Annotated in this window: 14 protein-coding genes; 3 read left to right on the forward strand and 11 right to left on the reverse strand. The window is 51.5% G+C overall.

Features of this window, described 5'->3' with window-relative positions:
• Positions 1-252: 252 nt before the first annotated feature.
• The 9 genes from H5P27_RS07135 to H5P27_RS07175 form a co-directional block, all read right to left on the reverse strand.
• The gene (locus H5P27_RS07135) at positions 253-957 is read right to left on the reverse strand and encodes a VPDSG-CTERM sorting domain-containing protein (RefSeq protein WP_185659706.1); all 705 of its coding nucleotides are present in this window, start codon (positions 955-957) and stop codon (positions 253-255) included.
• A gap of 204 nt (positions 958-1161) precedes the next feature.
• Positions 1162-2460 (reverse strand): dihydroorotase, encoded by a 1299-nt coding sequence (locus tag H5P27_RS07140; RefSeq protein WP_185659707.1) that lies wholly within the window; start codon positions 2458-2460, stop codon positions 1162-1164.
• 23 nt (positions 2461-2483) lie between these two features.
• Positions 2484-3422: an aspartate carbamoyltransferase catalytic subunit gene (locus tag H5P27_RS07145; RefSeq protein WP_185659708.1), complete on the reverse strand. Its 939-nt coding sequence runs from the start codon at positions 3420-3422 to the stop codon at positions 2484-2486.
• Between the two features lie 56 nt (positions 3423-3478).
• On the reverse strand, positions 3479-4015 hold the full coding sequence (gene pyrR, locus H5P27_RS07150; RefSeq protein ID WP_185659709.1) for a bifunctional pyr operon transcriptional regulator/uracil phosphoribosyltransferase PyrR: 537 nt from the start codon (positions 4013-4015) through the stop codon (positions 3479-3481).
• A gap of 69 nt (positions 4016-4084) precedes the next feature.
• A complete protein-coding gene (locus tag H5P27_RS07155) occupies positions 4085-4510 on the reverse strand; it encodes a BLUF domain-containing protein (RefSeq protein ID WP_185659710.1) in 426 nt (141 codons plus the stop codon).
• A gap of 193 nt (positions 4511-4703) precedes the next feature.
• Positions 4704-5183: a cupin domain-containing protein gene (locus tag H5P27_RS07160; RefSeq protein ID WP_185659711.1), complete on the reverse strand. Its 480-nt coding sequence runs from the start codon at positions 5181-5183 to the stop codon at positions 4704-4706.
• Positions 5184-5276: 93 nt separating this feature from the next.
• Positions 5277-5684, reverse strand: coding sequence for a GNAT family N-acetyltransferase (locus H5P27_RS07165; RefSeq protein WP_185659712.1), 408 nt, complete (start codon positions 5682-5684; stop codon positions 5277-5279).
• Position 5685: 1 nt separating this feature from the next.
• Complete coding sequence (locus H5P27_RS07170; protein ID WP_185659713.1) at positions 5686-5976, reverse strand: PLD nuclease N-terminal domain-containing protein; 291 nt, start codon at positions 5974-5976, stop codon at positions 5686-5688.
• A gap of 55 nt (positions 5977-6031) precedes the next feature.
• Positions 6032-8446 carry a helicase C-terminal domain-containing protein gene (locus H5P27_RS07175; RefSeq protein WP_185659714.1) on the reverse strand — a complete coding sequence of 805 codons (2415 nt, stop codon included), beginning with the start codon at positions 8444-8446 and terminating at the stop codon, positions 6032-6034.
• Positions 8447-8632: 186 nt separating this feature from the next.
• Here H5P27_RS07175 and H5P27_RS07180 point away from each other — a divergent pair, with 186 nt between their 5' ends.
• Positions 8633-9127: a hypothetical protein gene (locus tag H5P27_RS07180; protein ID WP_185659715.1), complete on the forward strand. Its 495-nt coding sequence runs from the start codon at positions 8633-8635 to the stop codon at positions 9125-9127.
• A gap of 6 nt (positions 9128-9133) precedes the next feature.
• Here the strand turns inward: H5P27_RS07180 and H5P27_RS07185 are convergent, their stop codons facing one another.
• On the reverse strand, positions 9134-9664 hold the full coding sequence (locus H5P27_RS07185) for a dihydrofolate reductase (RefSeq protein WP_185659716.1): 531 nt from the start codon (positions 9662-9664) through the stop codon (positions 9134-9136).
• Between the two features lie 199 nt (positions 9665-9863).
• On the opposite strand from H5P27_RS07185, the gene H5P27_RS07190 reads away from it, so the two are divergent.
• Both H5P27_RS07190 and H5P27_RS07195 read left to right on the forward strand, forming a co-directional pair.
• Positions 9864-11492, forward strand: coding sequence for a hypothetical protein (locus H5P27_RS07190; RefSeq protein WP_185659717.1), 1629 nt, complete (start codon positions 9864-9866; stop codon positions 11490-11492).
• 15 nt (positions 11493-11507) lie between these two features.
• Complete coding sequence (locus H5P27_RS07195) at positions 11508-12542, forward strand: glycosyltransferase family 4 protein (RefSeq protein ID WP_185659718.1); 1035 nt, start codon at positions 11508-11510, stop codon at positions 12540-12542.
• On the opposite strand, the gene H5P27_RS07200 is transcribed toward H5P27_RS07195, so the two are convergent.
• Positions 12528-13400 (reverse strand): sulfotransferase family protein, encoded by an 873-nt coding sequence (locus tag H5P27_RS07200; RefSeq protein ID WP_185659719.1) that lies wholly within the window; start codon positions 13398-13400, stop codon positions 12528-12530. The two genes, H5P27_RS07195 and H5P27_RS07200, sit on opposite strands and share 15 nt — an antisense overlap.
• Positions 13401-13407 lie beyond the last annotated feature (7 nt).

The raw sequence follows: 13407 nt of genomic DNA on the forward strand, positions 1-13407 counted from the left end.
AAGAGGCCAATATATTAACAAAATATTGACACGAAATCTATCGGGTTGAGGCATCAACAAGTCCTAGGGGATGGGAGTGGAGTATATTAACAGGTCACTGGAGGGATTACTCTATGTATCATGCGAAATGTAGTATACTCCGGTTTTGGGATGCGATGATAAGTCGGGGTTTGTAGTGCCATTTCCAAGATTTGGATACAAAAAAGCTGATCCAAATGGATCAGCCTTTTGTGGAGTAAATAGTAGGTTGGGCTACTTTTTGTTACGACGTCTGCCTACTGCTGCCAAACCAAAAGTGGCTAGGCCGAGTAGAGCGATTGTAGAGCCGCTATCGGGTACGCTGACCAGGACAAGCTGGTCTTGATGCTGGAGCGTTCCGCCACGGCTGGTCAGGTTCATTACTTGAACTTGGTTCCCGGTGTAGTCGCTCTTGATTCCTGACAGATCTAGTCCCAGTCCATTCATGGCGATATCGATGAAGCTACTGAAGCTGCTGCCTGGGTTCATTCCGATCCGGGTTTCTCCTTCAAGGTACCAGATTGCATTCTGGAGGTTGTACAGAGCGGAGCTTGATCCGTAGTCCAAGCCAGCTAAGGTACCCAAAGCGTAGTTTTTATACAGGTACGCCGTCCCTTTAGAGATGATGTCCTTGCCTCCTACGGCTCCGGAGACGCCTCCGGAAATGGCTCCGTCATTAAACTCGACTTGGTAGGTGTCTCCCGGAGTGAAGTATTCGTTTTTCTCGATGCAGAAGGTTCCAAACCAAGTGCCATCGGTCGACTTGCCGAGAGTATAGTTATCGAGAATACTCTCGAAATCACCGATTGGGTTGGCTCGGTAGTTGCCGACGGATCCTGGCTGCCAGACTCCCATCTCTATCTCGACAGCTTCAGACTGCACGGTGGCGAAGAGCGAGATAGCTGATATTGTGGCGAGAAAAGTACTTTTGATTTTCATAATGTATAAGATTGTTGGTGCTGTTCTTTTAATGAACGCATACTAACAATTTTTTAACATTATGGCTATCGGGTCAGGCCTCGTTCAGTGCCTGAGGAATCGGTGTGGGGTTAAATGACAGCGACCTAGAGGGAGGGCTCTATGGTAAATTGAGTAAAGCCCGCCGTTTGTTATGTTGGGTATATAATAAACGCCGGGCTATATTTAGCCGTTGGCTAAGATTTCTGATCCATCGAAAACGAGCTTACCTGAAACGATAGTCTTTTTCACTTTCCCTTTCAGTTCACGGTCTAGCCAGGGTGAGTTGCTCGATTTGCTGAAGAACCCTCTGAACTTTGGAGTCCAAGTTTCATCAGGATCGAATAGTATAACATCTCCGTCCGCTCCGACACCCAAGGTTCCCTTATTGAGGTGTAGAATCTCAGACGGTTTATAGGTGAGGAAGGACAGGGCTTTAGCCAGAGAAAGTCGCTTGCTGTGATAAAACTGACCGAGGGTTACGGATAGGGCTGTCTCAAGACCTATCACACCGAATGGGGCATAATCGAATTCGACGTCTTTCTCGTAGTCGGTATGAGGGGCGTGGCCGGTCGCGATACAGTCGATGGTCCCGTCCTCCAGAGCTTCGATGAGCGCCAGTCGGTCCTCTTCTTCGCGAAGTGGCGGGTTCATCTTGAAGTTCGTGTTGAAGCTTTCGATCTCCGAGTCGGTAAGATCAATATGGTGCGGAGTTGCTTCTGCCGTGATATTGATGCCACGGGATTTGGCTCTGCGTATAATTTCTACGGCCAGCTTAGAGCTGATGTGCTGCAGATGTATGTGGGCCTTGGTGTGAGTTGAAAGAACGATGTCCCTTGCAACAATTATGTCCTCCGCTCCTTTGTGTATACCCTTGAGCCCTAGTTTTGTGGATACGAATCCTTCGTTCATCACCCCGTCGCCAGAGAGTTGATAATCTTGGCAATGGTCTATGACTGGGATTCCGAACATGTGGGCGTACTGAACTGCGCGCCGCATCAATCCAGCGTTTTGTACGCACTTACCTCCATCAGTGATCGCAACAATCCCTGAGCGGGAAAGCGAGCCTGTCGGGGCGAGCGCTTCACCTTGTCTTCCCATGGTGATCGTTCCGGTCGGAAACACGTTAACGACGGCTTCCTTGTCTACGATGTCCTTGATGAGCTGAACCGTGCCGGTGTTGTCGACGGAGGGCGAAGTGTTCGGCATGCAGACCACTGAGGTGAATCCACCCGCCGCGGCGGCGGCGGTACCGCTTTGGATTGTTTCTTTATGCTTTTGGCCGGGTACTCGGAAGTGGACATGCAAGTCGACCAGGCCAGGCGCAACGACAAGGCCTTCTGCGTCGATGGTCTCGGCTGTATCCAATATATCCTGACTAGGTTTTTCGGCTATTTTCCCGTCGACGATGAAGAGGTCGCCAAGTTCGTCGCGTTCGGTTTTGGGGTCTATGATGCGGCCGTTTTTGATCCAGATGGCAGACATGAGAAAGTGTTATTTGAAATGGGTTAGGCGATGGCTGCTTCAGCGCTGCCGCCGTTGCAAAGGTAGAGGGCTGCCATTCTTACTGCGAGACCGTTAGTGACTTGTTCCAGAATCACAGACTGCGAGCAGTCTGCTAGGTCGGAATCTATTTCCACGCCCCGATTGATGGGGCCGGGGTGCATGATGATCGCGTCTTTCTTCAGCCACGAGAATCGGTCAGCATTCAATCCGAACATGCTTTTGTACTCGTTTAAGGAAGGGAATGCGGAAGCGTTTTGGCGCTCGTGCTGTATTCGAAGAAGCATGACTGCATCCTTATCAGCCAAGGCAGGTTTCAGCTCATGGGAAACTTTGACTCCTAACTTTTCGAATTGCTTGGGAACCAGAGTTGAGGGGCCGACCAGAGTTACCTCGGCTCCGAGCTTTTGCATGGCCCAGATGTTGGAGCGAGCTACGCGGGAGTAAAGAATGTCTCCGAGAATCGCCACTTTTCGGCCTTTCAGGCTGCCCCATTTTTCTCGCAGGGTAAAGCAGTCCAGAAGGGCTTGAGTTGGGTGTTCGTGAGCTCCGTCTCCTGCGTTGAGAACGGGGATATCAAGAATCTTGGCGATGTAACCCGCGGAGCCCGGAGCGGAGTGGCGGATTATTATGATATCTGCCTGCAGGGCTCTTATATTCTCGACGGTGTCGCGAAGCGTTTCCCCTTTGGCTGTGGAGGAGGTCTTCATGTCGAGGGAGGTGACATCTGCGGATAGGCGTTTTGCCGCCATTTCGAACGCCACGCGGGTGCGAGTCGAGTTTTCGAAGAAGAGATTAACCACGTTCTTGCCGCGCAAGGCTGGGGTTTTCGCGGTCTTTCTTCCCAAGACTTTCTTAAAGGCGTCAGCCGTTTCGAAGATCGTATTGATCTCCTCGGCGGAGAGTTGCTCGATGGAAATTAGGTCTTTTCGGTTCCAGGGCACGGCGGGAGATTGGTTTTTGGAGGGCTGACGAAGGGAGAGGTGGTTATGTCGCTTTTTTAGGCTTCGGTAATTTCGATGCTGGATTCTGTTGGCTTATCAAGATCTAGATTTACCATGACTTTCTGCTGAGGGGTGGTGTCCTCCACGATGCCTGTATAGTTCGCAGCAAATGGAAGACGGCGATTTCCTCGGTCAACCAGAACGGCGAGCTCGACTTGGTAAGGCCTCCCGATGGTGAGCACCTCCGCAATGGCGGCCCTAACGGTGCGACCCGAAAACAGTACATCGTCGACAAGTATGATGGTAGAGTCCTCGGGGTCGGTGGCCATGTGGGTGGCTTGCACTTCTTTTGTGATCGGATTCTGGCCTATGTCGTCGCGGTGGAAGGAGATATCTATGATGGCTTTGGGGATTGAGGTGCCAAGACGCTTGGCCAGTTCTTTCTCTAGGAGGGTACAAAGACTTATGCCTCCGTTTGCGATCCCGGCCAATACGAGATTATCTGCTTTGGGGTGAGCAGTTGCGATGGCGTCTGCCATTTTTCCGATGGCCGCGACGATCTCCTCTGAATCAATAGTTTTCTTGACGAGCACGCCGCCACTTAGATGGACAGAAGGTCTTGGGTAAAGCTGAAATTCCCGAGTGGAGATCGGTCGCAGAAATTAACGGTTTATGCGGACGAAGTTGGCGATGAGCTTGTGAACGAGACTGGAATCTTCCTCGAACGCGGGGCTATCCAAAGGCATATTCAGAAAGTCGCTGTAACCGGGGTATTTATGTAGATCTAGATCGTCTAGATCCCTGAAAGCCATCGACCAATCGGTGAACTCCCGTTTTTTGATGCGTCTGCTGTGTAGCCTCAAAATCCGTTTGTGTCGCGGATCGGCCGAGATCTTTTCCAGCAGTTTGTTGACCTCTACTTCCTCTCCTTCGATGACCTGCATGAAGTTGCCATCTTTGTAGAGAAGGATCCCGGTAATTCCTTTCTTGGCGTTGCTCTCCCTACTCTTGGCGAGCATCTGCATGAGCTCATCTTTGCCGAACATGCTAGATGAGGAACTGGCATATATGGTTTGGTAGAGGGACATTCTCGACGCAGAGGGAGGTTGGACCTAAGAGGGTGCTACTAGGTGGAAGGGCAGAAGGAGCAGTTGAATTGATTCAAACTTAACCACTCTTGTGTGAATCAGGAGTAATCTTTCGTAAAGCTAATCTTTAGCTGAACTTATAGGGCAAACGAAGTTTTTTTTACAACTTAAAACAATTATGGATACTGTCTAGTTAATCTTCCCCGTCGAAGTAATCCAAGTTCTCGGACCGTATGATCGTCCTTTGCGGAGATCTCACTAGCCATTTGCCTGAGTCTGGATAGTGGCAAGATTCTCCGAGCGGATTGTCGGCGACTACGATTATGGTCAAGTCGGCCTCGCTATCGTTGATTATCTGATGTGGTTCGTCTGGTTTGAAGATGAAAGCGTCTCCAGCTTTGATTGGATCGACTCCCTCCTGGTGGCGGACTTTGCCGGAGCCAGACACGACTTGGTAGTATTCCCATTGAGCGCTGTGAGAATGGTAGGGATATGGAATTTTGCCCGGAGGAACGCGGAGAATTTCCACATCGAAGGGATGGCGGAGATTCAGGTCGGTTGATTCGCGAACTCGGCCAAGGGCTTCAGACACTTGTTTGCCAGCTCCTTCGAACTTTCCCGAAGGGGAGGACCAATCTGTTTCCTGCAAGTCGTCTGTATTCACTATTTTCATGTCAGCTAGCTGTTGAGGTTGAGTTGGATTTATTGGTGCAAGTGAATTTGCCGACGAACGATTGTGCCGTGTCGGGGGCGGTCAAGTTTCAGGTCAATGGTCCTGGCCGTCGTAGATCCACATGGGCTGGGTGGCTCCTGCTCTCTCGAAGCCTTGGCGTTGGTAGAAATCGACCGCCTTTCCGTCTGCGGTGAGCATATGCATGTGAAATCCTTCGTAGTGTAGCTTCAGCCGGCGAAGGATTTCGGAGCCCACTCCTTTTCCTTGGAATTCGGGCAGGACTAGCAGGTGTGGGTAGTAGACTACTAGGTGTCCATCGGAAATAGAGTTTCCAAGTCCGATAAGCCTTTCGTCGCACCAAGCGGAAATCAGATAGTGCGAGTCGCGTAAGGCGAGCAAGAGCTTCTCGGGAACCTTGGCCGCTGACCAATTGTTGGCTTCGTAAAGGGCCACGACCTTCGTTTCGTCCAGGTCCCTTTGTTCGGAGTAATATACCTTCATTTTAGGTGCCGTCGGTTTGCGGCGTGGAAGGTTTGGCCGAGTCGAGGTGTTGCTTTTTGAGACGTTCCCGTCGGCGGATGAAGTAGTAGAGAAGGGCTCCGATCCACTGGAGGAGGATTAGCACTAGAATCCAAATGACCTTCTCATTTCCATTGTCAGGTTCGTTTTTCAGGCAATCGATCAGCATCCAGATCCAAAGACCGAAGAGGGCGAAGGCCGCGAAGATGGAGAAGGCCAGAAAGGCGAAATACAGAATTAGGAAGATGGCGGGAAGGGTGTTGGCGTCCTGCATGGGAAGGGGAAGTCCCTCTAGCAAGCCAAGTAAACGGAAGGGGTCAATCGTGTGTTTATCTGGAGAGCCAGTTTTCGAGGTCCTTCTCCTCGTGGATGTATTTTCTAGATCGATACAGTGGATCTAGTAGCTTCAGCGTCTTGGGTTCCGCGAAGCGTTGGCAGTGCAGAAGGGCCTTTACCCGGTGCTCAGGGGATCTGACCAGTCGGCCGAGAGCCTGGTTAACTTTTTGAATTCCAGGGTGTAGGTAGGCTCTTTCGAAACCGTTGTTGGCTTTCTGGTCGTGGAGCTGCCGTTTTGCTTCTTGGATAAAATTCATTTCCGGCAGGGCGGGGCTGACCACGATGGCGACCCCTGCTTTCCCGCCCAAGGTATCGACGCCTTCGGCGTAAGAAGATCCGAGGATTAGGATCAATACGTCGTGAAATGCTAAGGTTTCTTCCAAGTAGGCGTTTCTGTCGGCGAGACTGCCTCCTGATCGAGGTTGTATGGCAACTCGTAGCTCCGGATGGTTAAGCTGCAGCATCTCCTTGGCCTGTTGGGCGTATGCGTAGCTCGGAAAAAAGGCGATCGCCGGTCCGGCGGATTCTGCAGCCGAAGCGATGCTGGCAGCTGTAGTTGCCAAGTGGTGACTGCGGGACTTGAATCGTGTGTCCACTCGTAGGTCGATCGCGACGTCGTAGGCCTCCTCTCGCCAAGGCGCGGGTGGAGAAAGGCGGGCTATATTGCCCAAAGCTTGATCGGGGCCAGGTGCGAGCCCTGTTTCGTCCAAGTAGGATTCGATCGGAGAGAGCGTAGCCGACAGAAAGAGCGATCCGTTGTATCGGGAAAGCTGCGACGCGATCAATTGTGATGCGTCGATGCATTCCATACGGATGGAGCCGGCGGCCGGCGTCCAGAGTTGGAATTGCAATTCCCCTCGTTTCTGGGCGGCTTGAGCGGAGCTGAGCTTGAAAAGCTGCTCCAAGGTATCCGGCTGTAATTCCTCGTAGGGCAAGGCTTCGCTGGAAAGGTGGTCCGCTATTTTAGCTAGCTTGTGTCGAAAATCCGCTTCCGTGACGGGATCAATGGAATGATCGGCTTTTGAGCCTCGTCTTTCTTGGCTGGGGCTCGCTCCCATTATCACGCTGGCCAAGGTCTTGAGCTGGGCCAAGAGCGGAGCAGGTCCTTTATTTTCGCGGATATCGTCCAGTGCCGCGTAGATAGGGTGGGCTGAAAATTCGAAGGTGTAGGCAGACGATACTCGCGACGGAAGGTTGTGCGCTTCGTCGATTATAAGGAAGGTCCGCTGCGGGTCGAAGTTTGGCTGGTCGTCGAGCAATCTGGCGGAGGATGGGGAGAAGAGATAGTTGTAGTCGCCGATCCAAATGTCCCGCAGTCCCAACCCGGCTCGCATGATCTCGTAGGGACATATCCCGGTGACGCGGCCTTCCGCTTTGAGCGTCACTAGGTCCAGCTCTTCATGGGACAAGAGGTAGAGGCGCTGCAGCCCGCTGCGTTTCCATTTTTCCTCCAGTTCGGAGAGGTAAGGGCAAGTTTGACGAGAACAGCGAAACTCGTGGTGGATGCAGTGCTCTTGTTTGTTGCGAATGTGCCAGAAAGTGGCGGCCGGCTCGTCGGACTTTTCGCTTTTGTCTATAAGTGCCCGCAAGCGAGTAAGGGCTTCGGTTTGGCCGGTGCTTTTGGAAGTCAGGTAGAGAACCCTGTCGCATTGGCCTGCTGCCAGCCTGCGGGCTGCGTATTCCCAAGCGACTCCCGTTTTGCCGTAACCGGTGGGGGCTTCGAGAAGCGCGATTTGCGAATTTTCGAAGGCTTTTGCGAGATCGGCTTGGATGGATTCCTGTCCGGGTCGGGGAACATCGTAAATGGGGTGAACGGTGAGAGAATGGAGCTTAGCTAGCCGTTCTTGTTGGGCCTCGAGGTAGTCAACCAAGGCATCCAGCTGATCGACCAGCAGGGCGTCGTAGCTCTTGTCGAGACGAAGGCATTGGGTCAGGCCGGAACTGATTTCCACGAAGAGGAGCTCCAGGTCGAAACGCTTGCCGATCTCCTCGGCAGGCAAGGAGTCGAAACTGTGCTTCTGGATAAGAAGCTCGCGATAGGTTAGGAGCTGGATCGGGTAGCTCGGGTAACGCTCCAGAATGGAGTCTCGGGAAAGAGGTAGCGGCTCCGAGATCGTTTTGATTTCCCGCAGGCGCGTCTGGTTTTTCTCCTGCTTGAGTTGGTCGATGCGTCCGGATAGGTCGAGGGTCCAGTTTCGCCATTTTAGGCTGCCCCCGATTGTGACCTCGTTCTGCATGCCTTCACCTGCTGCGTCTGATTCGGACTGGATCCGCTGATGCCATTCGGTGCCCAGTTGGGCTCGCCATAGTGCGGAAATCCCCCCGAACCCGATTTTGGCGAAGGGGCTGAACGCGGAAAATTCGCCTACGCTGAGCGAGACTTGTCGTTGGGCGGCGTTGATCTGCATGTGGTGGAAGGCAAGTTTCGCAGACTGTCAGGCTCACTGCCGGGGCTTCAATACGCATCTTTCGCAAAATCCGTTCGCCGCTTGCGGGCTCGGTTTTGTGGATCGTTGATTACTCTGCTCTAGGTTTTTTGCTGCGCTTTGGAGAAATTCAGGTAGCGTGCTGTCTGGTCGAATAAGTGAATCGTTATGAGAGTCTTCCCCGTTTTTGCGTTAGCTTTGTTAAGCTCTGTATTTGCCGCCGCGTCGGACTACACCGATAGCGTGTTGACCAACTTGCAAGGTGTGGGCTTGGAGCTTAGGCCGCTTAACATCCAGTCGGATTTATTCGATTTGACCTATGAGGATGTGGAATCGCACGCTTTGGCGACATTGGAAGAGTATGACGTCAGGTTGCTCACCCCGATGGAGCAGGACGTGATGCCAGGGCAACCGTATTTGGAGGTCTCGATCGATATCGCTCATGCCCAAGGGCCCAGCCACTTGTATGTGGTCAGGCTCGAACTGCGCGAAATGGCCCAATTGGAGCGTCCGCGAGATCGCGTCGTTTCTATGGCTGTGGCGACCTGGGAGCGCAAAATGATGGGGGTGGCCAACCGTCCGGAGGCTATCACCGAGGTCTTGGACCGATTGTTAAGAATGTTTGCCGACGAATATCACAGCAATAACTACGAAGACGAGTAGTAGGGGCTACTTCCCTAGCTTGTACTTCAGCAGCACGCTGGTTTCGCTGAGCTGGCTTGACTCGAACAGCTGCAGATTCAGCTCCAGCTCCTTAGTTAGCAGAGGGGTGCCCGCCCCAAACAGGATCGGCTCGATAGTGATCCACAACTCCTCGACCAAACCGCTAGCGAGAAAGTGAGTGTAGATTTGCCCGCCTCCGAGTAACGCGGTCATCTTTCGTCCACGTTTCGCTAGCTCTGCTTGGATTTGAGTGGGTGACAGGTTGGTAAATTCTATCAGGCCGGGCCGCTCCTCATCTTCGAAATCGGATGGGTTCCGGGTAACGACTTTTCTCAAAAAGCGGGTCGAGGAGGAGCTTTGAATTCTCTGACGCAAAGTCTCGTAGGTCTTTCGCCCCATGATCATGGAATCGAAATTCTGTAGGCTGCTTCTCAGGAAGGCGGCATCTGCCTCGCTGCAAAAATCCGTCCCTGGGCGATCTGGGCGGGCGATGAATCCGTCGAGCGATTGGGCGGCGATCAGTGTTATTCGAGACACGGATCCGATTCGAAACTGAGCGCGCTCTAGCATCAACGCTGAAATTCGTTATACTCTCTTTGTCAGGCGGTTAATTGAATTAAGCGAATGCGTAAAAGAAGCCTGAGCGCGAATTGACCCTATGCTCGTGATAGGCGCTTTTCTCTGAAGCGGAGCGGCTGTGGGTCGATAATGAAATGGGCCAATTGGCCCTCTTGATATGAACCGACGTTTCCAATTTCTCTTAGTTCTCTATTCACTGGCGTTTGTTTGCCTTTCGGCATTCACGGCCGGGGACTATGGATTGAGCTGGGACGAACCCTTTCGCTGGAGGTCGGGGGACAAGAAGCTGGCCTACTACGAGAGACTCGCATCTGCGGATGATAAGCTCGAGGTAATGAGTAAGGCCCCAAACGACGTCTATCCTGGTTTTTACGATATCCCGCTGGCTATCGCCCGCCGCGATCTTCCGGTCGACGACGTGACGCTGAGTCGTATCTGGAATTCGGTTTTCGCTTTTTTTCTGGCGCTCGCTCCTGTGGCGATGACGCGGATTCTGTTGGTCTCGGGAAGAGCTGAGTCTGCCAGCAAAAGGGATCGGGCAATACAGGATTTCCTACCTTTCCTCGCCGGCTTCGCCTTGCTGTGTATGCCGGAAGTGAACGGCCACCTTTTTATAAACCCCAAGGATATTCCATTTGCCGCAACCTATGGCTGGGGAGTCGTTCTGATTCTGTGGATTGTGCTGGACCTTGCGAACTTCACTTGGACACGAGCAGTGGCCCTCGGTCTTGTTTGCGGAGCAGCCATGGCAACTCGCCCTCCGGGGATCGCCTTGTTCGGCTTTTTAGGGTTGTTTATCGCAGCAAAGGCGATGATCGCAAGTGGACCACACATCACTCTTGGTAAGAGACTTAAAATTCTCGGCGGATTCACGATAAAAAGCGTATTCAGTTTTTTGGTCGCTTGGCTGACGATGTTGCCTTTCTGGCCACGTGCACACCGCACTTTGTTGAGTCCTTTTGCCGCCTCCACGGAAAGTGTTACTCAGTTGAAGACTTTCTCATCTGCTCAGCCCGTCTTGTACGCCGGGCAATTTTATGAGGCAGGCGAAACGCCTTGGACCTATTCGCTTTGGATGTTTGTCATCAAACAACCCGAGTGGGTGCTGCTGCTTCTCGCATTGGCTGGAATCGCACTGGTTCAAGCAATTCCCACTCTGAAGCAAAAAGTGCGAGAGGGGGATGGCTTTGTCTGGGGAGCAGCTTTGGCCGTTAGCGCCGCTCTTTTGCCATGGATATACGTCGTTGTATCGGAGGCTGCGATACATAACGGATTTCGACACATGTTTTATGTGCTGCCGATGATCGCTATGATTTCGGCTTTGGGGGCAAGATGGCTACTGTTGACGGTTTGGGAAGTGCCGCGCTGGCGCGTCGGTTCGATAGGGCTGCTCGGGTTCGCGATGCTTCTGGGCCTGCTGTCGATAATAAGACTGTATCCGTATCAGTACATGTATTACAATACGCTTGTCGGTGGAACGGCAGGTGCATTTGGCCGCTATGAGACCGATTATTGGTTTTTAGGCTCTAAGGAGGCTTTTGAAATTCTATCGGATGAGGTGGGCGAATCGCCAACTAGAATCTTTGTTCTTGGGCCGCAAGGTGTCGCCAACTACTATGCAAAACCCAATATGGAGATTGTAGAAAATCCTGCTCTAGCGACTCATTATATTGGTCGATATATTCCAGAAATTGTAGGGAATAATAGGATACTGTCTGAGATCGATCGAGCAGGAATTCCCTTGCTCGTTGTCGTCGACTTGAGAATGCTAGCAACGAGCAAATAGTTTCAGCTCGCGAAAATGAAGATTATCTTCGTCAAATTTTTCGACAGGAATCCCTACCAAAGACTTCTTGCTGATTCGCTTGAGAAGCAAGGGCATGAGGTCGTCTTGCTTAAGTCCATCTATCGGTTTCGGTTCTTATTCAGCTTGAAAGCTGACGTGGTCCATCTGCATTGGCCGCCAGAGTTCTCATGGGAGCTTTCATCAATGATCAAGTTAGCCTTTTTTCGAATTTGGCTGGAGGTGATGAGAGTTAAGGGGACTCGAATTGTTTGGACCGTTCATAATTTGCTTCCTCACGACAATCGTTTTAGAAGGGCGAATCTAAACCTGTGTAGAAGCTATGCTAGCCGTTGTGACACTCTTATTTGCCATTCTGCTTTAGCGCGGAAGGTCGTTTTACGCTCCTATCGGGTCAACCCGGAAAAAGTTACAGTCACACCTCATGGAAACTTTATCGACGTATATCCCGAAGGAGTCGGGAGGGTTCGTTTTCGCGAAAATAGAGGCTTTTCTGAGCAGGATGTAGTAGTGCTGTTCTTCGGGAAAATTAGAGCGTACAAGGGGCTTCGGAAGTTTATAGACTCTTTCGCGCGGAGTTCGAATACACAAATTCGATTTGTAGTAGCCGGTTCAATTTCAAGCGAATCGCTCGCTGATGAACTGAAAAGGTTCGCCGAGAGAGAGCAGCGTCTATCGCTTGAGGTGGGATATGTGGCAGACTCGGACCTCAGAGACTACTTCGAAATGGCAGATTTTGTGGCGTTGCCTTATGAGAGTTCACTTACTTCTGGAGCCGCGGTTCTTGCTATGTCTTTGGGCAAAGCCTGTCTTGCAACCCGTACTGCTGGGTTCGAGTCGGTTCTCGATGACAGCGGTTGCATCTTTTACGACTCTGCTGAGGTTGATGTATTGTGGAAGCAGGTTTTTGAGTGCACTACCTCTCGTGATATGGGGAGGGCGAATCTCGAAAAAGCCAAGCAGTGGGACTGGGATTCTATCGGTGCTACGACTGCAAAAGCGTATCGCAGGAAAGCACTAGAAATGCTCTAAAAAATAGCTCTGTGATGACGGCTCTTTCTGAACTGCTGAGATAAACTGGCAGTACTCGTCGCGTGTCTCAGATTTGATCTCCTGATCGTTTGGTTGTTTGTAACCAATATTTTGAGACGTGTTGCTTTTCCATGATTCGTTCGAGTTAATTAGCTGTTCCGCCGTTTTGCGGTAACCTGTTAATTGGCTCTCTTCAAAAGCTACCCCGATAAATGAGCACATGCTCTGCAAACAGTCTTTAGGTTTTTGAACTAGGCTTTCGTAGTTGGTGAAGTAGTGTTTTTTGTTTCCTACGTACTTAAGATGCAGGTCTAGGTCGCTTCTCCACCTGTCTAGGCAACTCTGAGTGCTGTATCTCGACCCCGGGCCCCACGTTTCGGGAGCTGATTCAGCCGCTTTGGCTATTGATCGGGCAGTGCTCTCACCGTCTCTTAGCAAATGGATGAATATGGCATCCGGAACACTGTTCGATATGGTTTCTATGTAGTGCAGGTGGCGTGGCGTTTTTTCCAGCCAGATAGGCTTGCTTTCTTTGAAGGCCAGGCGATCAAGCAAAGAAACGAAATACTGGATACATGAAACTCTAGACGGAAACTTCTCGCGTTCGAACTTCGGGTCTATTCCAACGGTGCCCCAAAGTTCAGAAAGTTTGAGGCAGGTGGATTTCCATCTCTTCTTGTTGCTACGGTTCGCCCAAGGGATAAGGTCGCGTTTTCGTTTCCTTATCTCGTAGAAGAAATGGGTTTCTGGCACTGAATGGATGAGAGGATGAGATGCGAGGAGAGATTGCAGTAGCGTTGTTCCGGAACGTGGAGTTCCCACTATGAATATACGTCTCTTTATTGTGAGCTTAGCCATAGCGAAA

Source organism: Pelagicoccus albus, from assembly GCF_014230145.1.
In the GTDB taxonomy this organism is placed as follows: Bacteria; Verrucomicrobiota; Verrucomicrobiia; order Opitutales; family Opitutaceae; genus Pelagicoccus; species Pelagicoccus albus.